Genomic DNA, 23,474 nt, shown 5'->3' on the forward strand with positions numbered 1-23,474 from the left:
GCCTTTATGGAGCAACGGGCATGCCGGGCATGGAGCCCAAGGGGACTTCGCCGCCCAGTGCTTCCATCAAATCCGGAATCAGCTGCGATAGCTCTCCGGTAGAAATCACAACGTCAGCATCAAAGTTGTCTTCTTTGCGATCACCCGCGGCTTTGGGCGAGTCTTCAAACACTGTATCCAGAAAGGTCACTTTCTTTAACTGCAGTGCCTCGGTCAACACGAAAGAGACCCGATCGTTCCATGTCATGGCCAAGCGGGTCGGCATCTTTCCGAGTGCGATGTGTTGGCTCACCTCTTCGGTATCCAATGGGTGGCGGGTGTAGCGGACCACGGCCTTGGATTCATCAGACGCTTTGAGTTCACATTCGCGGTCTACCGAAAAGTCAGAGGGAGACTCGCGGGTCGACAACCACACCGCCATCGCAGCGGCGGGTGAAACCTGGGTGTTCACCAATTGCACCGCGAAGCCGGGAATCGCCTTGATCAGCGCAGTCATGACCTCATCCGCCTTGCTCTGGCTGCCTGCATCCAAAACGAGCAAGCCGTCTTTGGGATCAATCCAGACACCCACGCTGCCCTGCTTAGTAAATGCCATAGGGAGCAAGGTCAAACGGGCTTCATCCCGCAGTTCACGCACCTCTTTTTTGCCGGGCTTGCGGCCTGTGCTTACCTCGATCTGTGCGACTTGTTCTTCTACCTTGCGCTTGACTACCGAGCCGGGGACCGACTTCACTTCCATCATGAGTTTGAGTACCCATTGGCCGCCGACCACTTCCACCAGCGGGCCATGGGCTTGTCCACGTGGCTCCACCCAGCCTACGGACTTTTCTTGACTGGCACCGCACTCGACAAAGCGGTCCGGTTGCAAAGCGTCTTCTAAATCAGCCTGGGTGACAGACCAGGGCGACGCCAAGCGGTACACGATCACGTTTTTAAACACACAACACCTATCGATTTGTTAATGGAGCATTTTCACGCATCTTTACAAAGCACCATGCTTCCTGCACATCGCAGTTACATGGCCGGACCACACTTGCTCTCAACCTGAACGCGATTCCCGCTGCCAGGTGCACCCCTAAAGGACAAACCTATGAAACCCGCATTCAAAACTTTGGTAGTTGCAGGCTTGTTGGCAACGGCTGGCTTTTCAGTGATGGCACAAAAGCACGGAAATCCTGATGAAGCCATGGGCGGTCGCCCGGGCATGCACCGGATGGATCCCGCAAAAATGGAAGAAATGCACGCCAAGCGCAGCGCTGAACTGAAAGACAAACTCAAGATCACTGCCGCCCAAGAGGCCAACTGGACCACGTTCTCCAATGCCATGAAACCTGCCGCGCGCGCGGACAAACCCAAAATGGACCGCGCTGAATTGGCCAAGTTATCGACCCCCGAACGCTTGGACAAGATGAAAGCCATGCGCACAGAGATGACCAGTGAACACAATAGCCGCATGGAACAACGCGACCAAGCCGTAAAGACCTTTTACTCCACCCTGACACCTGAGCAAAAGAAGATTTTTGACACTGAATCATCCAAGCACAAGGGCGGACACGGCGGGAAGTCCAAGCACTGATCTTCCGAAAGCCTCCGCTTTCAACCATTGAATTGATTTTCGTCAATCGATGAGGGGGAGGGGTGCCATAGACTGGTTTGCACTATGGCCCCAACCCCCATTTCTCGCATCACCATTCGCCAAGTGGGTTTCTTTCAACCCTTGGCCTGGCTTGCTATGGGATGGCGGGACCTGCACAGGGCGGGAATTGTCAGCCTGACCCATGGACTGGTACTGACGTTTATCGGAGCCGCGATTGTGGCCTTTGCCCGCCACCAATTTTGGCTTCTGGCAGGGGCACTGAGTGGGTTTCTCGTTGTTGCACCGGTTCTCGCCACCAGCTTGTACGCACTGAGTCGCGCCCTCGAGCGGGATGAGCCCGCAGATTGGGGCGTGATTTCGCAAACTTGGCTGAATTGGCAAGACCAACGGCTGAACCGTTGGGGCGAAGACTACTGGCGCATGCTGCGCTTCGGCATCTTGCTGGCCGGTGCCGCCACTACCTGGGTATTGACGTCGGCCGCACTCATTACCTTGTTTGCACCTTCGCCTGTTCACTCGCCGATCGACTTTGTTCACTTTGTCATCTTGGCCAAAAATGGCTGGCTTTTTGAAGTCTGGCTAGCCTTGGGCGCGGTGCTGGCTGCCCCGATGTTTGCATCGACAGTGGTCGCAATGCCTTTGCTGCTGGACCAACAAGTCACACTCAAAACCGCCATATTGACCAGTTGGCGGGTCGTCCTGGAAAACCCGGCAGTCATGGCGTGGTGGGCCGCCCTGATCATGGGCTTCACCTTGCTGGGATTGGCCTCCTTGCTGCTCGGCTTGATTCTGGTGATCCCCATGTTGGGCCATGCCAGTTGGCATGCCTACCGGGATTTGGTGCGGATCGAGCCCTTGTCTGACGAGGCGCCTTGATGCTGGGTTTTTCTGAAGAACAAATCGCCACTTTTGGACTCACGTTCGGAGTCGGCGCCTTTATTCTCTACATGCTGTTCATCATTGCTCAGCTGGCTTGGGAGTCAAAAGCCGGAAAGTTTGGCACCTTTGTCCTGTTCTTGGGGCTTGCCTTCGGCATGGTGGGTTTTATCGCCAAATTCCTGATTCAGTGGTTTCTTACTTCCGCACTGTGAAGCCGCCTCAGGCGCCGAGTACCCGATTTTTACCCGCTCTTTTGGCAAGGTACATCGCCTGATCCGCACGGCGTATCGCCTCAGCCGGTGTTTCACTTTCGGTCATTTGGGCGACCCCGGCACTGAAGGTGATCAACACCTTCTCGGTACCGGCCAGAAAGAACCGTTTGGTCAATTCACGCTGTAGACGGGTCATGGCCTCGATTCCCTTGTCGAGCACCGTATCGGGCAGCAAGATCACAAACTCTTCACCACCGTAGCGGGCCAGAGTGTCTTGCGGTCGCATGCATTCACGTGCGACCGTGGCCAAATGGGTGAGCGCGATATCACCTGTAGCGTGGCCCATCGTGTCGTTGAGCTTTTTGAAGTTATCAATGTCCAACAGTGCCACACTCAACACACTGGCATTCCGCTTGGTGGTTGACACCTCACGAATAAGCGCTTCGTCGAGGCCCTTCCGGTTCAAAGCCCCTGTTAACGCATCATGGCGGGCTTGCAGACTCACACGGTCCAACTCTTTGTGCAGCTTGGCCAACTCCACTTCGGTTTGCTTGGCACGCTCTTGCATGGCCCCCAGCTGTTCGCGCGACATCTGACTCTCTTGTGCCATACCGCGGGTGGTACCCACCACATCTTTCAAAACAGGCGCAATGTCTGACAAGTTCTTGGCTTGCTCAATCAAGCGTGCACTTTCTTCCAATTTGCCCTGAAAACTACCAGTGGATTGAGTCATCTGGGCCAAGCGCTCAATAAAGGTCGCCAGCATGGTGCGCATTTCGTCCTGCGCTTCTAGCATTTTGAATTTGGCATCTTTTTGCTTGAAGATCACATCGTTGAGCAAGCGCTCCAGCTCGTCGATCCGGCGCAAGCTCAAAGGTGACGTCGACACGCTGATCAAGGCATCCATCTGGCCTTTGAGCCATTGCTCATCAATGCTGAGTTCGCCGATATTGACGAACACCAAGTGCAAAAGTTTGAGCAAGCCATTGCGGATTTCCGCCTGGTCCTCGGCTGCAAAAGACAAACGATGGCTGTACGCCGACAGCAAGTTCTTGAGGGTCAACGCCTCTGCCTTGGGATCGCGCATGGCTTGCAGCAGCTGCTGTGTTTGCTCGCGGAATCGGGCATCGTCAGTGTCAAGCGCAGGTTGTGCGTATTCGATCAAACGCGCTATCTGTACAAAAAACTCGCTGGTCAGCGCTGCCGGATTGGGGGTCGCGGCTCCAGTTGCAATCTCTGCACCCGCCAGTGGAGCACTGCCTGGCGAATCTGTTGCCACCGTCGACACAAAACCGCCATAGCCCACCAAGGCTGTTTTCACACCATCCCAACTCAAGCGATCAATCGCGTAGTCCAGCAAGGCCTTTTGCTTTTGCTGTCCGGGCGTTTTGAGTGGCAAGGACTGCGACAGATCCCGAAGGAAATCCGCCGGGAACGGTTGTATGGACGGTATGCCAGCGATCTCGTTGTAGACCGACTGGTAATTCGCAGGCGTAGGTACCAGCTTTCTGGCGGTGAGTTGCTTCAGCGTTTCTCTGGCAATTTCAAAAGAACGTTTTTCGACCATGCGCAATTCTCTCTTTAGCTCACGCCTGTACCAAGCGGAGCTTCATTGTCGTTCGAATGGATGGAGAGACTTCTCTCCGCTTCGCCATTGTCACTCAGACCGCGAACCTTCGATGAGAATAACTCTGTGCATAAACTTCACAACAACTCAGAGTTATCCACAAAATTTTTGAAAAACTCAAAGTTATTCAAGCTTTGGGTACAACTCAAAAGCAGAGTCACGCACAAGAGTGAGAAGACCGTAAGTTATTGATTCATATAGTGAAAATTTACTTATCCACAGAAGGGGGCAATCCTTATCTACTACTACTATTTTGAATTTAAAGAATTAAGACAATAGCAAGGAACTTTTTTTCCACTTTTTTGAGCTCGTTTTTTTTTACGGAAAAAACTTGTGTACATCTGAAATTTCGTGACCGAATCCGCTCAAACCGCACCATCGATCAAGTAAGATTTGCGTATTCGAATCCGTTCAGTACCTACAACCCTCCATGCCAGCTACTCCTGCAGCGCAAACGCGTCAGACGTTTGAAATCAAAAGCGCTCAAATGAATCTGGTCGCTTTGCTGGTGAAGTCCGCAAACTTGGAAGCGTTGTCAGAAGAACTCGCGAAAGCTTTTGGACCTGCAGGTGAAACACCTGATTTTTTTGACAACGATGCGTTAGTCATTGATTTCTCACAGGTTCCCGACAATGAGCAGCCACGGGATCTTGTGAAATTCACTGCATTTCTCAAAAGCTGTCGTTTGACGCCTGTTGCTGTCCGTGGAGGTCACCCTGCATGGAAAGAGTTCGGCCTGAAAGCCGGTTTAGCAGAAGCTGAACAAGACGTGCAAGTGAGCAAACAAGTTACCAGACCGGTCGCAGCCAAAGAAACCGTTATTCAAGAAGTCATCCGGGAAGTACCCGGGCCTTCAACGATGGTGGTCGACAAGCCTTTGCGATCTGGACAAAAAGTCTATGCAAGAGGCTGCGATCTTGTGGTGTTGGCCATCGTCAACCAAGGCGCTGAAGTGGTCGCTGACGGTAACATTCATGTGTATGCACCCTTGCGTGGCAAAGCCATGGCAGGTGCGCGTGGAAACACCAAAGCGAGAATCTTTGCTTTGCAATTGGAACCTGAACTGGTGTCTATCGCCGGGGTGTACCGCACCAGCGAAAATCCTTTACCCAAAGACATCCACGGGAAAACCGCCCAGATTCGCTTGAGCGAAGATGGACAAGAAAAATTACTGATTGAAGCCCTCAAGGCTTAACGTTCCACACCTTTTGAAAGATTAGCTTTTCATGACCAAGATCATTGTTGTCACATCAGGTAAAGGGGGCGTTGGAAAGACAACGACCAGCGCAAGTTTTGCAACAGGTCTGGCGATGAGGGGCGCAAAAACAGCGGTTATCGACTTTGACGTGGGTTTACGGAATCTGGATCTGATCATGGGTTGCGAACGCCGCGTGGTGTACGACCTGATCAATGTGATTCAGGGAGAAGCCAACCTGAACCAGGCGCTCATCAAAGACAAGCAGTGCGACAACCTTTACATCCTGGCAGCTTCGCAAACCCGGGACAAAGATGCACTGACCCAGGAAGGCGTAGAAAAAGTCCTGAAGGATTTATCCGCTTTGGATTTCGAATTCATCGTGTGCGATTCACCCGCCGGTATTGAAACCGGTGCACTCATGGCGATGCATTTTGCCGATGAAGCCTTGGTGGTTACCAATCCTGAAGTGTCTTCTGTCCGGGATTCCGATCGTATTTTGGGAATGCTGTCGAGCAAGACCAAACGCGCCATGGAAGGCGGAACGCCCATCAAAGAGCATTTGCTGATTACCCGCTACAACCCTGCGCGAGTCGATCAAGGACAAATGTTGTCCTTGGACGATATCCAGGACATCTTGCGTATTCCTTTGATCGGCGTTATCCCCGAGAGCGAGTCTGTTTTGCAGGCATCGAACCAGGGTGTTCCTGCCGTTCACATGCAAGGCAGTGATGTGTCAGAGGCTTACAAAGACGTGATTGACCGTTTCTTGGGCACTGACAAGCCGATGCGTTTTACAGAAGCACCCAAACAAAGTCTGCTGAAACGCTTGTTTGGAGGCAAGTAAGGCCATGTCACTTCTTTCCTTTTTGCTTGGTGAAAAGAAAAAAACTGCAAGTGTTGCCAAAGAGCGTTTGCAAATTATTCTTGCCCACGAACGCAGCGGCCGCAATGCCGCCGAACCGGATTACCTGCCTGCGTTACAACGTGACTTGGTCGCCGTTATCAGCAAATACATCCATATCAATCCGGATGACATCAAAGTGCATCTGGAGCGCCAGGACAATCTTGAGGTTTTGGAAGTCAAGATCGAACTGCCTGACGCTCGTTAAGCGATTCAAGTCACCGGCAGAGCGGTTCTGTCGATGACGCGGCGCAAGACAAAACTGGAGTGCACACCGGTAACGCCGTCGATACGGGTGAGCTTGTTGAGCAGCAAGGCTTGGTAATGGTCCATGTCCTTGACGGCGACTTTGATCTGGTAATCCGCATCCTGTCCGGTGATCAACAGGCACTCCAACACTTCCGGCAGGACTGCAACACTGGCCTCGAAGTTGGCAAAACGCTCCGGTGTGTGCCGATCCATGGAAATGTGTACGAGCGCTATCAGTGATAGGCCCAGCTTTTTGGCGTCCAGCATCGCCCTGTACCCCAGAATCAAACCAGACTCTTCCAAAGCGCGGACGCGGCGCAAACACGGTGATGGAGACAAACCAATGCGGTCCGCAAGGTCTTGATTGGCAATACGGCCATCTACTTGGAGAATTTCCAAAATTTGCTGGTCATAGCGATCTATATTCATTGGATTCCAATTTTTCATTGATTATTGAAATATTGTGCCATTAGTACACGAAATCTCTGCAATTACGCTATAACCTGACTCACCCTCAGTTTTACACTTTAGCCATGGATTGAACAACGATCCTGTTGAACAAAGTGATCCGATCAAGATCGCTTTTTCGGGAAATTTGCAAACCGGATGACCCATAAAAAATCCCCTGACCTCCACCCGGAGTCAGGGCATTTTTTTTGCCGCTAGGATGTCAGCATGACTGAACAAGCTCCTTACCAGACAGTTTTGCAAAATCTACTGTTTCAGCAACGGGTTGCTGCCTTGGGGACCGTGGACGAACACGCGGGTCCACAGGTATCGATGGTGCCGTTTGCCCTGGATCGCGAAACGGGTCATTTGGTTATCCATGTAAGTACCTTGTCCACGCATACAGCCAACTTGAGAAAACAAGCATCAGCTGGCTTGATGGTCATGCAGCCAGAACAAGCCGGCACAGGCGTTCATGCGCTGCCTCGCGTCTCACTGCAAGTGGAGGCTAGTTTTGTGGACCATGATGCGGCACTCTATGGGCAAACGAAAGAAATCTATACCAACCGGTTTCCGGACATGGCATTCATGACCGATTTCACTGATTTTTCACTGGTACGTCTGGTTCCACGATCCGTACGCCTGATTTCAGGCTTTGGGGCAGCCCGAAAAATTGAACTTTCGCAATGGATGGGCGCTGTTGTCCCAGATTAGGCTTGTTCAATAAACTTGACCATCACTCTGGCAAAGTCCTGGCCTTCATGTCCGTGCTCTAAGCTCTCCATACTCTCTGCGTAATGGGCTTCGCCCAAGACGTGTTTGCGTTTATTCAGCAGATAGGCGCTGTAATCTTCCACAAACTCCGGATGCGGCTGTATGCACAGCACCTCATCCCCTTTCGCGTACGCCGCAATCGGGCAGCGGTCACTGCTGGCTAGTAGGCGAGCACCTTCCGGCAACTCCAGAACTTGATCTTGATGGCTTGCCAACAAGGCAAACTGCTCCCGGCCACTAGCTGCGAAATCTGCGTCATGCCACTGGTAGGTGTTGCGACCAGTCACCCAGCCTTGAGGAGCCCTTGCCACCTTGGCTCCAAGACAATAAGCAATTAATTGATGGCCAAAACAGATACCCAGCAATTTGGTGTCGGTTTTCAGGAGTTCGGTAAGCCGACGACGCAGCTCGACGACCCAAGCTTCATCAGAAAATGAATCGGCTTTGCTGCCAGTTAACAAGACAGCGTCGTAATCGTCAAAAGAGGCAGGGTATTGCTGGAGGGGCGTGCTGAAATGATCCATCGCCCAGTCTGTTGCGCCCGCTTGACGCAAAACCTTTTCCAGCATCGCGCCGTAGCTACGATAGGTTGGAACCAGTGCTTCGTCGATTGTGTCGTTGTCCAGAATACAAATTTTCATCATCTCGCCTGTCGCTGTTTCACTAAGAAAACCACACCCAATCGGCCGGGAATCGCCGCCGAATATCGCTTTTGAGCGCTCCATGCTACATTAGCGAGTCGCCAAAAAGCGATTGGCAGTGTGAATGCGTGATGCAAAAACACAATTCTCCCGGCTGTGGAGAGTCCAATCCGGCTCCAATAAAGCCACTTGCAGCGATAGATTCCACGAACCGGCAGCTTTTCTCCTCGTGAGCACTTTGCCTCTGCTGTGGCCAGCGTGTTTGTATTTTATTGATTCAGAACCGAAATTAGATTGACGATTTGCATCCAGTCATCACCGGCAAACACCGCATTGTTGCCCGCATCCAGTCACATTGTGTTGGAAGGCAGCTGCACAAGTACCGATCGTGAGCGTTAACGCATCAACCGATCGAATCATGCGCAATCACGACAAATTTTTCACGCTGGATGCAGCTGCAGTCGCTGCAATCGCATCAAGCAATCTTGGGGTTCTGGCCTTGTCGGTCCCCGGTAATACATAAGTTCAGAGGACGTTATATGGCTAAAGAAGATCTGATTGAAATGATGGGCGTAGTGAACGAAGTTCTGCCCGATACGCGTTTTCGCGTGACTCTGGATAACGGTCACCAGCTGATCGCTTATTCGGCGGGCAAGATGCGCAAGAACCACATCCGCATTTTGGCGGGTGACCGTGTGTCCCTGGAATTGTCTCCTTACGACTTGAGCAAGGGTCGTATCAACTTCCGCCACATCGAAGGCCGCGGCCCGATGACCCCACGTCGCTGATCAGCGCAAAAGGAACCGGCCGCAAAGCGCTTTTTGGAGCGTTCAGGCCGGTACTTCAGTTCTTTTGTGTCTCTGTCCATTTTGATTGGTGGAGGAGCGCAAAAGCATGAATTCGTATGGGCCCTCACCCATACTCGACCGGGTGCAATGCCCTGGTCTACGGATTCAAGGCTATGTTCACCGTAGAATCCCCTTTCCAATTTGCTCCTGATTTGATAGCATTTCGCGCAGATTTCATGAGAGCTAGGACCTGATTTGGCTCATAACTTGAAGGTTGCCACCACCTGTACTAGGTCATTGGCCTGACTTTTCAGGCTGCTGGCTGCGGCCGCCATTTCCTCCGCCAAAGCGGCGTTCTGTTGGGTAGCCTGGTCCATCTGGGTAACCGCTTCTCCGACTTGGGAGACACCGGCACTCTGTTCAGAGCTCGCCGCGCTGATGGCTCCCATGATGTCGGTCACCCGCCGGATGCTGCTGACGACTTCGGTTATGGTCTCGCCGGCCTTGTCCACCAGGCTGCTGCCCTGCTCTACCCGCTCCACACTGGCGTTGATCAGACTCTTGATTTCTTTGGCGGCTTCGGCGCTGCGGCCGGCGAGTAAACGGACTTCGGAAGCTACCACCGCAAAGCCTCTTCCCTGCTCACCGGCCCTGGCCGCTTCGACCGCGGCATTCAGGGCCAGAATGTTGGTCTGGAAAGCGATGCCGTCAATCACGCTGATGATGTCTGCAATTCTGCGGCTGGACTCGTTGATGCCTTTCATCGTCTCCACCACTTCTCCACCTTGAATAGCCACGGTAGGCGCATTCATGGCCAACTGATTGGCTTGGCGGGCAGAGTCGGCGTTTTGTTTGACGGTGGAGTCGAGTTCTTCCATAGAAGCTGCGGTTTCTTCCAAGGCGCTGGCTTGTTTTTCGGTGCGGGTACTCAGATCATGGTTGCCTTGGGCAATCTCAGAACTGGCGGTGGCGACGGATTCGGAGCCTGAGCGCACTTGGTAGACGACGCTGGCCAGTTTGGCTTGCATTCGCTGTAACGCAGCCAGCAGTTGACCTGTCTCGTTCATCGAATCCACGGTGATGGTCTTAGACAAATCACCGTCTGCGATGTTGTCAGCCAAATCGATCACCGTCGATATGGGCCTGGTCACCGACTTTGTGACCCACAAGGTGGCGAAAACTGCAGCGATCGCACCCACCAGCAAGGCCGTGAGCATAGAGACACGCGCGGTATGGAAGCTTTTCTCGGTTTTGCTGCTGGCCGTCGTCGCACCGGTTTGGTTGTATTCCGAGATCTTTTTGATTGTGAAAATGATCTTGTCAAACAAGACTTTGCTGTCTCCCTCCAGCAGTTCGCGGGCCGGAAACTTTTCGCGTTTGGTGGACATGTCTATCAACTGCGCATGAAGTGCCTCATACGCTTTCCAATCTGTTTCCAAATCAGCGAACAGGGCTTTTTCGTCAGGTTCGTTCACCAGCTTGCCGTATTCCTGGCGTGTGGCCTCGACGGTCGCTACTGCTTGCGAAGCCAACTTGTCGATGCGCTCTATGGCACCTTCATCGGTGTTGAGCACGTGCTGGCTTTCCCATGCCCGCAAATCCGCCAAGCCCGCTTTGACATCTCCCATCAGGCCGATAGTGGGTAGCCAATTGGTAGTGATAGCAGGGCCAAATTAGCAAGCGTCGCAACGACGAAAAAGGCCCATAACAACGGTGATTCCGTCGCTATGGGCCTTCAAGGCTTCAAACAGTAGGCAATTTTTAGTGGGAATCGCGCGGAACAGCCGCTCCACTTCCGCCCACCAAAAAGTCTAGGTCAGCACCCAAGTGCGCTTGCTGTACGGTCTCGACATAGAGCTTGTACCAACCGCGTTTCGGCTTTTCAGGCGATTTCCACAGGGCCAAGCGGCGCGCGAGTTCTTCGTCCGAAATTTCGAGATGCAGTTTGCGCTCCGGTACATTGAGTTCAATCATGTCGCCGTTTTGCACGACGGCCAACGGGCCGCCAGCTGCCGCTTCCGGAGAGGTGTGCAAAACCGTCGTGCCGTAAGCGGTACCACTCATGCGCGCATCGGAAATGCGGACCATATCGGTAATGCCCTTTTTGAGCACCTTGGGTGGCAGGGGCATATTGCCCACTTCCGCCATGCCGGGGTAACCGCGCGGGCCACAGTTCTTCAACACCATGACACTGTTTTCATCGATGTCCAAGTCCGGGTCATCAATCTTGGCGTGGAATTCTTCAATCGATTCAAACACCACGGCGGGCCCACGGTGTTGCAGCAAATGTTTGGACGCTGCAGATGGTTTGATCACGGCGCCATTAGGGGCCAAATTGCCACGGACCACCGCAATGCCGGCTGCCGGCATGAAAGGATCGTCGACGGTTTTGATCACGTCCCGGTTGTAGCAAGGGGCGTTGGCTACGTTTTCGCGGATGGTTTTTCCGTTTACTGTGAGCGCATCCCCGTGCAGCATCGGCAGAATTTCGCGCATCACGGCGGGCAAGCCGCCGGCGTAGCAAAAATCTTCCATCAGGTACTTGCCCGACGGTTGCAGGTTCAGGATGTTGTTGACTTCGGAGCCCAGCTTGTCGAAGTCCTCGAGCTTCAGATCGACGCCGATGCGTCCGGCAATTGCCAACAAGTGAATGACTGCGTTGGTGGAGCCCCCAATAGCCGCATTGGTGCGGATCGCATTCTCAAACGCCTGTCGCGTCAGGATCTGCGACATCTTGATGTCTTGCTTGACCATTTCTACGATGCGGCGGCCTGTCAATTGGGCCAGGCGTTTGCGGCGTGTATCCGCGGCAGGAATGGCTGCATTTTCAGGCAGTGCCATGCCCAGCGCTTCAACCATGCTGGCCATGGTGGACGCAGTTCCCATCGTCATGCAGGTGCCGCTAGAACGGTGCATGTCGCTCTCGCAAGACGAAAACTCCGCCATCGTCATCTCACCGGCGCGCACCATTTCCGACATTTGCCAGACACCTGTGCCGGAGCCCACATCTTTCCCACGGAACTTGCCGTTAAGCATGGGGCCGCCCGACAAACCGATGGTCGGCAGGTCACAGCTGGCTGCACCCATCATCAAAGAGGGGGTTGTCTTGTCGCAACCCATGAGCAGCACTACGCCGTCAATCGGGTTGCCACGGATACTTTCTTCAACATCCATCGATGCCAGATTGCGGAACAACATGGCCGTGGGGCGCAGTTGGGTTTCACCGAGAGACATCACTGGAAACTCGAGCGGGAAACCGCCGGCCTCATACACTCCGCGCTTGACGAATTCCGCCAACTCACGGAAGTGGCCATTGCAAGGAGTTAACTCGCTCCAGGTGTTGCAAATGCCGATGATCGGACGGCCATCCAGCAAGTCGTGGGGGTAGCCTTGGTTCTTGATCCAGCTACGGTGCACAAAACCATCGCGGTCCTGGCGGCCGAACCATGCTTGGCTGCGGCGAAATGGGGGTTTTTCGGAATCCATGGTTTGCCTCTTTATAGGTGGAGGCAGTGCCTCCGGTTCTTGACAGCAGGCATGGTAACAATGCACAGTGATAATAGAAAATGAATTTAGAGACAGTTCATATATCTATATTGCAATCAAATTTGAGAAAAAATGATGTCAGACCCCACAAAACTCGCCCGTTATCTCAGTCTGGAAGGTAAAAACGTTTTCATTACCGGTGGTGGCACCGGTATCGGCGCTGCCATCGTCGCCGCCTTTGTGGAGCAAGGTGCCCATGTGGCCTTTGTGGACGTAGCCGAGGCGGAAAGCCGCGCACTAGCGGCGAAGCTGGCAAATGGCAGCAAGGCAAAAATCTGGTGGCGCACCTGTGACGTGCGCGATGTGGCGGCGCTCCAGGCTGCAACCCACGATGCCGCCCGCGAACTGGGTGACTTTTCGGTATTGGTGAACAATGTGGCGCGTGACGATCGCCATACGTTGGAATCGGTGACCCCCGAATATTGGGATGAGCGCATGTCGGTCAATCAGCGCCCGGCATTTTTTGCGATTCAGTCTCTGGTGCCCGGTATGAAGCGGCTCGGTGGCGGCTCCATCATCAATCTCGGCTCCACCGGCTGGCAAACCAAAGGGAGCGGCTACCCCTGCTACGCGATTGCCAAATCGTCTGTGAACGGCTTGACCCGGGGTTTGGCAGATAGCCTGGGCGCTGATCGCATCCGCATCAATACCGTGTCGCCCGGCTGGGTGATGACAGAGCGCCAGATCAGCATGTGGCTCAATGCCGAAGGCGAAGCCGACATCCAGCGCAATCAGTGTTTGCCGGACAAGCTTCAACCATCTGATGTTGCGCGCATGGTCCTGTTCCTCGCGTCGGACGACGGCGCCATGTGCACCGCCCAGGAATTCAAAGTCGACGCAGGCTGGAACTAAGCCCCGCAGGGCTCAGACCGCTGCGCTGGGCTCCACGCTGAAAGCTTTGCCGTAGACCGTCATGGCAGAGGCTTTCAGCGCTCGCAAAACCACCTCGCCGGCGGGCGACAAAAGCCGGTCCCGTCGGGTGATGAACCCGAAGGGCTCCATCTCACAAGGCATAGCAACCGGCAAAATCGACATCAGTCCGTGGTTGGCGTAGTACCGGGCGACGTCTACCGCCATCACGCTCACCATGTCGCTCTGCTGCATCATTTTGCTGATGAACAGCAGCGCGCTGGTCTCTACGCTGTTCGATGGTTGCTCCAGCCCGAGCTCCTGAATCATCAGGTCAAACCGGTGGCGCAACATGCTGCCCGCCGGGGGCAAGATCCAGCCAAACTTGAAGACATCATCCAGGCTTGGTTTGATGGCGGTCAGCAAAGGGTGCCCGGGGCGGGCCACTGCACAAATGGGTTCTTCGGCCACCATTTCGTACCGCAAAGCCGCCTTGTCGTGCTCGGGTGACAAGCGGCCGACCACGATATCGAGGGTGCCACGGTTCAGTTTTTCGATCAGCACATTGCTGGGTTCGATCTGGATGGTGATCTGCAGGTTCGGGTGGGCTTGTTTGACTGCTGCCACTGTCGGTGGCAAAAGCGCCAATCCGGGTGCGGTGATGGAGCCAATGTTTACTTGCCCGAACTGTCCGTTTTTGGCGGCCTGCAATTCCTCGTGGGCCTGATTCAGGCTCGCAAGGGCAGCACGTGCGTGGCGAATCATGGTGTCGCCGTACCAGGTCGGGCGCATGCCGCGGGGCAACCGCTCAAACAGCGACACTCCCAGCACGTCCTCCAAATCTTTCAGTAATTTAGACGCAGCGGGCTGCGTCATGTTCAGCACTTGCGCCGCCCGGTGGATGTTGCCCTCCTCTGCCAATGCGACCAATAGCAAAAGCTGCCTAGTTTTGAGCCTTGCACGTAAGAACCAATGGGTGTAATTCGTCATTTAGGGTTAGCACCAATCTGCGTTTACATATCAAATAAGCCTCAAACTATATTGGAAATAAATCAATGTGGTCAGTAAGATTTGCCGCCTGAGCCGAAAAGGCGAAGACGTATCTGACAGAAGCAATCAAACACAGGAGACATTCCATGACAGCACGTAGAACCACCCTCAAGGTACTTGCAGCAAGCCTTGCAATGGGTCTGGCCTTTGGCACCACCGCAGTGCAAGCACAAGACAAAGGCCTGGTCGGCGTAGCCATGCCTACCAAGAGCTCTACCCGCTGGATCAGCGACGGCAACAGCATGGTTGCCGCTTTGGCTGCCAAAGGCTACAAGGCCGATCTGCAATACGCAGAGGACGACATCCCCAACCAGTTGGCCCAGATCGAAAACATGATTACCAAGGGTGCCAAGGTGTTGGTGATTGCCGCGATCGACGGCACCACCCTGACCAACGTGCTGCAAAAAGCCGCTGACAAGGGCATCAAGATCATTTCTTATGACCGCCTGATCGTCGGTTCTAAAAACGTCGATTACTACGCCACATTCGACAACTTCCAAGTGGGCGTGCTGCAAGCACAGTCTCTGGAAAAGGCATTGGGTCTGAAAGAGGGCAAAGGGCCTTTCAACATCGAATTGTTCGGTGGCTCTGCTGACGACAACAATGCGTTCTTCTTCTATGACGGCGCTATGTCCGTGTTGGACCCGTACATCAAGTCCGGCAAGTTGGTGGTTCGCTCCAAGCAAACCGGCATGCAAAAAGTGGCAACCCTGCGTTGGGACGGCCAAGTGGCCCAGTCCCGCATGGAAAACCTGTTGAGCGCTTTCTACGGCAAGGACAAAGTCCACGCAGTACTGTCGCCCTATGATGGCCTCTCGATCGGCATCATCTCCGCACTCAAAGGCGTCGGTTACGGCACTGCGGCCCAACCTATGCCCTTCGTGAGCGGCCAAGACGCGGAAGTACCTTCTGTGAAGTCCATCCTTCGCAAGGAACAGTACTCCACTATCTTCAAGGACACCCGCGAGTTGGCCAAGGTAACTGCCAACATGGTGGACGCAGTCATGTCCGGCAAGCAGCCTGAAATCAATGACACCAAGACCTATAACAACAAGGTCAAGGTGGTGCCTTCCTACTTGCTCAAGCCTGTGGCTGTGGACTTGTCCAACTACAAGCAAGTATTGGTAGGTAGCGGTTACATCAAAGAAGAGCAGCTGAAGTAATCTTTAGCGGCGGTAAAGAGGCCCTGTGCCCCACAGCACAGGGCTTTTTACATTCTTCTGGTTCAAGAGAACGATCGTTGAGGCACCATGGCTGAACCCATTTTAGAAATGCGTGGAATGCGCAAGACATTCCACGGCGTGACCGCCCTAAGCAATGTGAACCTCACAGTGCAAGAAGGCCAGATCCACGCCGTCGTCGGCGAAAACGGCGCCGGCAAATCCACCCTGATGAAAGTGTTGAGCGGTGTCTACCCCCACGGCGACTACGAAGGCACCATCCGCTACCAGGGCGAAGAATGCCGCTTCCGCGGCATACACGACAGTGAAGAAAAAGGCATCATCATCATTCACCAGGAGCTGGCCCTGGTGCCCCTGCTGTCGATTACGGAAAACATCTTCCTCGGCAATGAACAGGCCAAAGGTGGCGTGATTGACTGGAACGCGTCTTACGTCAAAACCCAGGCTTTGCTGAAAAAAGTCGGCTTGAAAGAGTCCCCCGACACCCTGATTACTAATTTGGGTGTAGGTAAACAGCAGCTCATCGAGATTGCCAAAGCGCTGTCCAAAGAGGTCAAACTTCTGATCCTCGATGAGCCTACCGCCAGTCTGAATGAGACCGACAGCGATGCGCTGCTGGAGCTGCTGCTCGAGCTCAAGCGCCAGGGCATTTCCTGCATCTTGATTTCGCACAAGCTCAACGAGATCTCCAAGGTCGCAGACGCCATTACGGTGCTACGAGACGGTGCAACCGTGGCTTCACTGGATTGCCGCGCGGAACCCGTCAGTGAAGACCTCATCATCCGCCACATGGTCGGGCGTGAAATGGCAGATCGCTACCCCAAGCGCACACCCCATGTGGGTGACACGGTGTTTGAAGTGCGCGACTGGGTGGTGCACCACGCGATTCACCCCGAGCGCAAAGTCATCAAGGGCGTGAACCTGCACGTGAAACGCGGCGAAATTGTCGGTATTGCCGGTCTCATGGGCGCAGGCCGTACCGAACTGGCCATGAGTATTTTCGGCCGTACCTATGGCCAGAACATCAGCGGCAAAGTGCTGCTCAATGGCAAAGAAGTCGACACCAGCACGGTGCAAAAAGCGATTGACCACGGCATCGCCTATGTCACCGAAGACCGCAAGGGCTACGGACTGGTGCTGGACGAAACCATTGCCTGGAACACCACGCTCGCCAACCTGCCCGCCGTGGCAAAGAGGACGGTGGTCGACGAAGGTCGCGAGTTCAACGTGGCCCAGGACTTCCGCAAAAAGCTCAACATCCGCAGCCCCAATGTATTTGCCCGCACGGTTAACTTGTCGGGTGGCAATCAGCAAAAAGTGGTGCTGAGCAAGTGGCTGTTTTCGGAGCCCGAAGTGCTCATCCTCGATGAGCCAACCCGCGGCATCGACGTGGGTGCCAAGTATGAGATCTACACCATCATCGCGCAGCTCGCCGCCGAGGGGAAATGCGTGCTGATGATCTCCAGCGAGATGCCCGAGTTGCTGGGCATGTGCGACCGGATCTGTGTATTGAATGAAGGCGCCTTTGTAGCGGAATTCCCGGCTGCAGAGGCAACACAAGAAAAAATTATGCGTTCCATCGTGACGTCAGGAGTGAACTGAAATGACAAGCACAACCCCGGAAACAAACGCCCCCGCTACCGGCGGCGGCATGGCTTTCCTGAAAAGCAATCTGCGTGAATACGGCCTGCTGATTTCTCTGGTCATCATCATGGTGTTCTTCCAGGTGCAGACCGATGGCACCTTGTTTCAGCCCCTGAATCTGACCAACCTGATCCTGCAAAACAGCTACATCATTGTGATGGCGCTGGGCATGCTGCTGGTCATCGTGGCCGGTCACATTGATCTGTCGGTGGGCTCAGTGTGCGGCTTCGTTGGAGCAGTGGCGGCGGTGCTGATGGTGAACTACAACTGGCACTATGTGCCTGCCACCATCGTCTGCCTGATTTTGGGTGGATTGATTGGGGCCGCTCAAGGCTATTGGGTCGCGTTTTACAAAATCCCTTCTTTCATTGTCACTCTGGCCGGCATGTTGGTTTTCAAGGGACTGGCCCTCGCAGTGCTGGAGGGCGCGTCAGTGGGCCCCTTCCCACCGGAGTTCCAATTGCTCAGCACGGGCTTCATTCCGGATCCATTTGCGGGCGAGACCTTGCGCGTTGCCACACTGGTAGTCGGCCTAGTGATCGCCTTGATGATGCTGGTGAGCAAAGTGCGTGGTCGTGCAAATCGTGCAGCGCATGGCATGGAAAACGAACCCGTTCTGTTGTTCGGAATCACCAACCTGATCTTCATCGGCATGATCGTGGCCTTCAGCTACCAGCTGGCGTCTTACAAAGGTCTGCCCAACGTGCTGGTCGTCATGCTGCTGTTGATGCTGGTGTATGACTTTGTGGCGTCCCGCACCACCATCGGTCGCCGCATTTACGCACTGGGCGGTAACGAAAAAGCCGCCAAATTGTCAGGTATCCGTACAGAGCGCCTCACGTTCTACACCTTCATCAATATGGGCGTCTTGGCCGCTCTTGCCGGACTCATCTTTGCAGCCCGTTTGAATACCGCTACGCCCAAAGCGGGTCTGGGCTTTGAGCTCGACGTGATTGCCGCCTGCTTTATCGGTGGCGCCTCCGCCTCCGGCGGCGTGGGCAAAGTGTTGGGCGCAGTGATCGGCGCTTTCATCATGGGCGTCATGAACAACGGCATGTCCATCATGGGCATCGGCATTGATTGGCAACAGGTCATCAAAGGCCTGGTCTTGTTGGCAGCCGTCTGCTTCGACGTCTACAACAAAAACAAATAAGGACTCACTATGTATTCCGCTTCAAACGCCCGCTACAAGGGTGTGTTCCCTGTCGTTCCTACGACCTTCAATGACGCCGGCGAGCTGGACCTTGAAAGCCAGAAACGTTGCGTTGACTTCATGATCGAGGCCGGCTCCACCGGCCTGTGCATCCTGGCCAACTTCTCCGAGCAGTTTGTGCTGGCCGATGCCGAGCGCGAAGTGCTCACCAAAACCATCCTCGCGCATGTGAACGGCCGGGTGCCCGTCATCGTAACCACCACCCATTTCAGCACCCAGGTCACCATTGCGCGCAGTGTGCAGGCCCAGCAGCTGGGAGCCTCCATGGTCATGGTCATGCCACCGTACCACGGTGCCACTATTCGTGTACCCGAAGGCCAGATTTACGAATACTTCGCCCGCCTGTCGGATGCGATTGATATTCCCATCATGATCCAGGACGCACCGGTAAGCGGCACGCCCCTGTCGGTGCCTTTCCTGGCCCGCATGGCGCAAGAGATCAAGCAGGTGTCGTATTTCAAGATTGAAACTGCAGGTGCTGCCTCCAAGCTGCGCGAGCTCATCCGCGTGGGCGGTGCGGCCATTGAAGGCCCGTGGGATGGTGAAGAGGCCATCACCCTCATGCCCGATCTGGACGCCGGTGCCACCGGCGCCATGACCGGCGGTGCCTACCCCGACGGCATCCGCAAGATTGTGGACGCCTATGCCGCCGGCCGTCGTGACGAGGCCGCCGCCCACTACCAGCAGTGGCTGCCACTCATCAATTTTGAAAACCGCCAGGGCGGCATACTCACTGCCAAGGCCCTGATGAAAGAAGGTGGTGTGATCTCTAGCGAAGCCGGCCGCCATCCTTTTCCCGCCATGCACCCCGACACCCGTGCCGGTCTGATGGATACGGCCAAGCGTCTGGACCCCATGGTGTTGCGCTGGGGCCGGTAAACCCGCTTACTACCATGCAAGGACCCCGCCCCATGTCAGAAAACACCGTCTTCCAACTCCTGGGTCGCCGCTTGCGGCTGGCCGTGATCGGTGGGGGCCCCGGTTCCTTCATAGGCGCCATGCACCGCCAAGCCGCGCGGCTGGATGACCGGTATGAGCTGGTGGCCGCAGCGCTGTCATCAGACCCCGAGCGATCCAAAGCCGGCGGCCAAAGCATCGGTGTTCCAGCAGACCGCTGTTACGCCGATGGCACCGCTTTGATCGAGGCCGAAGCTCGTCGCGCCGATGGTGCCGAGGTCGTGGCCATCATGACGCCCAATGACAGCCATTTCCGCTTTTCTATGCTCGCGCTGGAACACGGCATGGATGTCATTTGCGACAAGCCCATGACTAACACCCTGCAAGAAGCCGAGGCGCTCCACGCCAAAGTGCAGAGCAGCGGACGCGTGTTTTGCCTGACCCACAACTACACCGGCTACCCCATGGTGCGCCAAGCCAAGGCCATGGTGATGGACGGCTTACTGGGCGATATCCGCCTGGTGCAAGTGGAATACGTGCAGGGTGGTCGGGCCAAAGGCGGCCCTGGCCGCAAGGCCTGGAAAGAAGACCCGGCCCGTGGCGGCCCCTCGCTCGTCATGGGCGATATCGGCACCCACGCGCACAACCTGCTGCGCTTTATCACCGGGCTCGAAGTCGCCGAGGTGGCTGCCGATGTAGGCACCATCGTGCCCGACCGCATCACCCACGACTACGCCGGCGCCATGCTGCGTATGAGCAATGGTGCGCGCGGCAGCTTCTGGGTCACACAGGCTGCAGCCGGTGTGGAAAACGGCTTGCGCATCCGCGTGAGCGGCTCGCTCGGCAGTGTGGAGTGGCACCAGGAGCACCCGCAGGTGCTGCAATTCAAACCGCTGGATGCACCCGCCCAAGTGCGCACGCCCAACGGCCCCGGCACTTTGCCCCTGGCGGCCCGCGCCTCGCGCATCGTGGCGGGTCACCCAGAAGGCTTTCACGAAGCGTTTGCCAACCTATACACCAATGCGGCAGACACCATTGCCGCGCAGCGCAGTGGCAACACGCCAGACCCGCTAAACCTGTTTTTCCCGAATGCGACCGACGGCTTGCAAGGCATCCGCTTTGTGGCCGCCGCCATCGAGTCCAGCCGCCACAACGGCGCCTGGACCACCGTTTAACTAACCTCATCACACCATGACCACCCAACACAACAACCTGATCAATGGCGAATGGCTCGCCGGCACTGGCTACTCGGCCAACATCAATCCCTCCAACCTCGCTGATGTGGTGGGTGAGTACGCCCAAGCCGACGTGGCCCAACTCAACGCCGCGGTGGCCGCCGCCCAAAAGGCTTTCCCCGCCTGGTCTACCGGTGGTATTCAGGCCCGCGCTGACGCGCTGGACAAAATTGGGACCGAAATCCTCGCCCGCAAAGAAGAGCTGGGCACCCTGCTCTCCCGCGAAGAGGGCAAGACCCGCGCTGAAGGCATTGGCGAAGCGGCCCGTGCCGGCAACATCTTCAAGTTCTTTGCCGGTGAGTGCCTGCGCCTGGCCGGTGAAACATTGCCCTCGGTGCGCCCCGGTATCGGCGTGGAAGTCACCCGCGAGCCCTTGGGCGTGATCGGCCTGATCACTCCCTGGAACTTTCCCATTGCTATTCCCGCTTGGAAGATTGCACCTGCATTGGCCTATGGCAACTGCGTAGTCTTGAAGCCTGCAGACCTGGTGCCCGGCTGTGCCTGGGCGCTGGCCGACATCATCTATCGCAGCGGCATCCCCGCCGGTGTGTTCAACCTCGTCATGGGCTCGGGCCGCGTGATTGGTGATGCCTTGGTCAACCACCCCGGCATCACTGCGGTGAGCTTCACTGGCTCGGTAGGCGTGGGCCAGCGCATTGCCGCCGCCTGTGCCGGTCACATGAAAAAAGTGCAGTTGGAAATGGGTGGAAAAAACCCGCAAGTGGTGCTGGACGATGCCGACCTCAACGTGGCGGTCGAGCTCAGTGTGCAAAGCGCCTTCTACTCCACCGGCCAGCGCTGCACCGCGTCCAGCCGCCTGATCGTGACCGACAAAATTTACCCCGCTTTCATCGCAGCCATGCAAAAACGCATGGCCGCCATCAAAGTGGGCGACGCGCTTGCTGCGGGCACCGACATTGGCCCCGTGGTGTCCCAAGCCCAGTTGGAACAAGATTTGTCGTATGTGGAAATCGGCAAAGCCGAAGGAGCTACGCTGCTCGCGGGTGGAGAACGCCTCACGCGCGAGACCGAGGGCTTCTACATGGCCCCGGCCCTGCTGGTGGACAGTACCCCGTCCATGCGCATCAACCGCGAAGAAATCTTCGGCCCGGTGGCTAGCGTGATCCGCGTCAAAGACTACGAAGAGGCCTTGGCCGTAGCCAACGACACGCCTTTCGGCCTGTCTGCCGGCATTGCCACCACCAGCCTCAAATACGCCACCCACTTCAAACGCCACAGCCAGGCGGGCATGGTGATGGTCAACCTGCCCACTGCGGGTGTGGACTACCACGTGCCCTTTGGCGGGCGCAAAGGCAGCAGCTACGGCTCGCGCGAGCAGGGCAAATACGCGGCCGAATTCTTCACCACGGTGAAGACGGCTTACACACTGGCATAAGCAGCAAGGCCCCCCGCATGCGCACCCTTCGACGGATCTTTTTGAGCAGTTTGTTGTTGGTGTCCATGCCGTGGGCCCAGGCGCAGAACAGCAAGGGCGGTGTGGGCATCCTGATGCCCACCGTCACCTCCCAGCGCTGGGTGGTAGACGGCCTGGCCATGGTGCGTGCCATGGACAAGTTGGGCTACCGCCCTGACCTCAAATACGCCAACGACGATGTCGCCACCCAGATCGCCCAAACCGAGGAGATGCTTAAAAGCTCCGACATGAAGGTGCTGGTCATCGGCGCCATCGACGGCAGCAAGCTCGCCCCCGTGTTGAAGAAAGCGGCTGACCGGCAAATCAAGGTCATTGCGTATGACCGCCTGATCCGCGACACCCCCTATGTGGACTACTACGCCACCTTTGACAACTTTCAGGTGGGCGTGTTGCAGGGGAGTTACATCATTGAGCACCTTGGCGTCGACAAAGGCAAAGGCCCGTTCACCATCGAACTGTTTGGTGGTTCGTCCGACGACAACAACGCCTTCTTTTTTTATGACGGCGCCATGTCGGTGCTCAAACCGTATATCGACAAAGGTCGCCTGGTGGTGGGCTCCGGCCAAATGGGCATGGAGAAGGTGGCCACCCAGCGCTGGAGCGGCTCGGTAGCCCGTGCCCGCCTGGTGCAGATCCTGGACAAGCACTACACCAAGCAGCGCCTGGACGCGCTGCTCTCGCCCTACGACGGCATCAGCATGGAGCTGATCACCGCCATGAAAAAAGCCAACTACGGCCAAGCCGGTCAGCCCCTGCCGGTAGTCACCGGGCAGGACGCCGAGATGCCCTCGGTGCGTTCCATCATCCGGGGCGAGCAAACGTCTACGGTGTTCAAAGACAACCGCGAATTGGCCCAGGTCGTCACCACCATGGTGGACGCTATTTTTTCGGGCAAAAAACCCACGATCAACGACGAAAAAACCTACAACAACGGCCAAAAAATCGTGCCCGCGTTTCTGCTCAAGCCTGCGGTGGTCGATGTCAACAACTGGCGCGCCACGCTGGTGAACTCGGGCTACTACAAGCCCGACCAGTTCCGCTAAGCCCGCTCCTTGCCGGCCCCCGCATAGCCCCCTCGTGCAGGGGGCTTTTTTACGCGCGTGCCACGCGG

The 23,474-nt window shown here is 55.7% G+C and carries 22 protein-coding genes and 2 pseudogenes; 16 read left to right on the forward strand and 8 right to left on the reverse strand.

From position 1 onward, the window contains the following. Positions 1-4: 4 nt before the first annotated feature. Positions 5-940, reverse strand: coding sequence for a recombination-associated protein RdgC (locus RAE19_RS09365; RefSeq protein ID WP_313874630.1), 936 nt, complete (start codon positions 938-940; stop codon positions 5-7). A gap of 150 nt (positions 941-1,090) precedes the next feature. Between RAE19_RS09365 and RAE19_RS09370 the strand changes: the two genes are divergently transcribed. The 3 genes from RAE19_RS09370 (at position 1,091) to RAE19_RS09380 (ending at position 2,688) form a co-directional block, all read left to right on the forward strand. Next, complete coding sequence (locus tag RAE19_RS09370) at positions 1,091-1,576, forward strand: Spy/CpxP family protein refolding chaperone (RefSeq protein WP_313874631.1); 486 nt, start codon at positions 1,091-1,093, stop codon at positions 1,574-1,576. Between the two features lie 84 nt (positions 1,577-1,660). Further along, the gene (locus RAE19_RS09375) at positions 1,661-2,473 is read left to right on the forward strand and encodes a DUF2189 domain-containing protein (RefSeq protein ID WP_313874632.1); all 813 of its coding nucleotides are present in this window, start codon (positions 1,661-1,663) and stop codon (positions 2,471-2,473) included. After that, positions 2,473-2,688: a DUF2788 domain-containing protein gene (locus RAE19_RS09380; protein ID WP_313874633.1), complete on the forward strand. Its 216-nt coding sequence runs from the start codon at positions 2,473-2,475 to the stop codon at positions 2,686-2,688. The genes RAE19_RS09375 and RAE19_RS09380 overlap by 1 nt, the downstream gene beginning before the upstream one ends. A 7-nt stretch (positions 2,689-2,695) precedes the next feature. Here RAE19_RS09380 and RAE19_RS09385 read toward each other — a convergent pair whose 3' ends face one another. Further along, complete coding sequence (locus tag RAE19_RS09385) at positions 2,696-4,255, reverse strand: sensor domain-containing diguanylate cyclase (protein ID WP_313874634.1); 1,560 nt, start codon at positions 4,253-4,255, stop codon at positions 2,696-2,698. Positions 4,256-4,745: 490 nt separating this feature from the next. On the opposite strand from RAE19_RS09385, the gene minC reads away from it, so the two are divergent. Genes minC through minE form a run of 3 tightly spaced genes read left to right on the forward strand, consistent with a single transcriptional unit; the run spans position 4,746 to position 6,622 of the window. Next, positions 4,746-5,510 (forward strand): septum site-determining protein MinC, encoded by a 765-nt coding sequence (gene minC, locus RAE19_RS09390; RefSeq protein ID WP_313874635.1) that lies wholly within the window; start codon positions 4,746-4,748, stop codon positions 5,508-5,510. Between the two features lie 31 nt (positions 5,511-5,541). Further along, positions 5,542-6,357, forward strand: coding sequence for a septum site-determining protein MinD (gene minD / locus RAE19_RS09395; protein ID WP_313874636.1), 816 nt, complete (start codon positions 5,542-5,544; stop codon positions 6,355-6,357). 4 nt (positions 6,358-6,361) lie between these two features. Continuing rightward, a complete protein-coding gene (gene minE, locus RAE19_RS09400) occupies positions 6,362-6,622 on the forward strand; it encodes a cell division topological specificity factor MinE (protein WP_313874637.1) in 261 nt (86 codons plus the stop codon). A 5-nt stretch (positions 6,623-6,627) separates the two neighbouring features. Here the strand turns inward: minE and RAE19_RS09405 are convergent, their stop codons facing one another. After that, on the reverse strand, positions 6,628-7,110 hold the full coding sequence (locus tag RAE19_RS09405; RefSeq protein WP_313874638.1) for an Lrp/AsnC family transcriptional regulator: 483 nt from the start codon (positions 7,108-7,110) through the stop codon (positions 6,628-6,630). Positions 7,111-7,338: 228 nt separating this feature from the next. Here RAE19_RS09405 and RAE19_RS09410 point away from each other — a divergent pair, with 228 nt between their 5' ends. Further along, positions 7,339-7,824 (forward strand): HugZ family protein, encoded by a 486-nt coding sequence (locus RAE19_RS09410; RefSeq protein ID WP_313874639.1) that lies wholly within the window; start codon positions 7,339-7,341, stop codon positions 7,822-7,824. Here the strand turns inward: RAE19_RS09410 and RAE19_RS09415 are convergent. Further along, complete coding sequence (locus RAE19_RS09415; RefSeq protein WP_313874640.1) at positions 7,821-8,609, reverse strand: glutamine amidotransferase-related protein; 789 nt, start codon at positions 8,607-8,609, stop codon at positions 7,821-7,823. The genes RAE19_RS09410 and RAE19_RS09415 overlap by 4 nt on opposite strands. A 455-nt stretch (positions 8,610-9,064) precedes the next feature. Between RAE19_RS09415 and infA the strand changes: the two genes are divergently transcribed. Next, positions 9,065-9,313, forward strand: coding sequence for a translation initiation factor IF-1 (gene infA, locus RAE19_RS09420; protein ID WP_087495722.1), 249 nt, complete (start codon positions 9,065-9,067; stop codon positions 9,311-9,313). A gap of 263 nt (positions 9,314-9,576) precedes the next feature. Here infA and RAE19_RS09425 read toward each other — a convergent pair. From RAE19_RS09425 to RAE19_RS09430, 3 genes and pseudogenes are all read right to left on the reverse strand, one after another. Next, a pseudogene (locus RAE19_RS09425) lies at positions 9,577-10,497 on the reverse strand (methyl-accepting chemotaxis protein); the annotation flags it as partial. A gap of 66 nt (positions 10,498-10,563) precedes the next feature. After that, positions 10,564-10,974, reverse strand: a pseudogene (locus RAE19_RS19435) (MCP four helix bundle domain-containing protein); the annotation flags it as partial. Between the two features lie 100 nt (positions 10,975-11,074). Then, the gene (locus RAE19_RS09430) at positions 11,075-12,799 is read right to left on the reverse strand and encodes an IlvD/Edd family dehydratase (protein WP_313874641.1); all 1,725 of its coding nucleotides are present in this window, start codon (positions 12,797-12,799) and stop codon (positions 11,075-11,077) included. Positions 12,800-12,934: 135 nt separating this feature from the next. Here RAE19_RS09430 and RAE19_RS09435 point away from each other — a divergent pair, with 135 nt between their 5' ends. Next, entirely contained in the window at positions 12,935-13,711 is a 777-nt protein-coding gene (locus RAE19_RS09435) for an SDR family NAD(P)-dependent oxidoreductase (protein ID WP_313874642.1), read from the forward strand. A 12-nt stretch (positions 13,712-13,723) separates the two neighbouring features. Here the strand turns inward: RAE19_RS09435 and RAE19_RS09440 are convergent, their stop codons facing one another. Then, entirely contained in the window at positions 13,724-14,698 is a 975-nt protein-coding gene (locus tag RAE19_RS09440) for a LysR family transcriptional regulator (protein ID WP_313874643.1), read from the reverse strand. 194 nt (positions 14,699-14,892) lie between these two features. Between RAE19_RS09440 and chvE (RAE19_RS09445) the strand changes: the two genes are divergently transcribed. The 7 genes from chvE (RAE19_RS09445) to chvE (RAE19_RS09475) all read left to right on the forward strand — a co-directional run bounded on the left by chvE (RAE19_RS09445) (position 14,893) and on the right by chvE (RAE19_RS09475) (position 23,406). Beyond that, positions 14,893-15,921: a multiple monosaccharide ABC transporter substrate-binding protein gene (gene chvE / locus RAE19_RS09445; protein WP_313876211.1), complete on the forward strand. Its 1,029-nt coding sequence runs from the start codon at positions 14,893-14,895 to the stop codon at positions 15,919-15,921. A gap of 87 nt (positions 15,922-16,008) precedes the next feature. Next, positions 16,009-17,541, forward strand: coding sequence for a multiple monosaccharide ABC transporter ATP-binding protein (gene mmsA / locus RAE19_RS09450; RefSeq protein WP_313874644.1), 1,533 nt, complete (start codon positions 16,009-16,011; stop codon positions 17,539-17,541). A gap of 1 nt (position 17,542) precedes the next feature. Further along, the gene (gene mmsB / locus RAE19_RS09455; RefSeq protein WP_313874645.1) at positions 17,543-18,736 is read left to right on the forward strand and encodes a multiple monosaccharide ABC transporter permease; all 1,194 of its coding nucleotides are present in this window, start codon (positions 17,543-17,545) and stop codon (positions 18,734-18,736) included. 9 nt (positions 18,737-18,745) lie between these two features. Further along, positions 18,746-19,675, forward strand: a complete 930-nt coding sequence (locus RAE19_RS09460; protein ID WP_313874646.1) for a dihydrodipicolinate synthase family protein — start codon at positions 18,746-18,748, stop codon at positions 19,673-19,675. A gap of 32 nt (positions 19,676-19,707) precedes the next feature. Then, positions 19,708-20,868, forward strand: a complete 1,161-nt coding sequence (locus RAE19_RS09465; protein WP_313874647.1) for a Gfo/Idh/MocA family protein — start codon at positions 19,708-19,710, stop codon at positions 20,866-20,868. 16 nt (positions 20,869-20,884) lie between these two features. After that, positions 20,885-22,324 carry an aldehyde dehydrogenase family protein gene (locus tag RAE19_RS09470; RefSeq protein ID WP_313874648.1) on the forward strand — a complete coding sequence of 480 codons (1,440 nt, stop codon included), beginning with the start codon at positions 20,885-20,887 and terminating at the stop codon, positions 22,322-22,324. A 17-nt stretch (positions 22,325-22,341) separates the two neighbouring features. Continuing rightward, positions 22,342-23,406 (forward strand): multiple monosaccharide ABC transporter substrate-binding protein, encoded by a 1,065-nt coding sequence (gene chvE, locus RAE19_RS09475; RefSeq protein ID WP_313874649.1) that lies wholly within the window; start codon positions 22,342-22,344, stop codon positions 23,404-23,406. Positions 23,407-23,474 lie beyond the last annotated feature (68 nt).

Origin of the sequence: Rhodoferax potami (genome assembly GCF_032193805.1) — a bacterium.
GTDB lineage: Bacteria > Pseudomonadota > Gammaproteobacteria > Burkholderiales > Burkholderiaceae_C > Allorhodoferax > Allorhodoferax potami_A.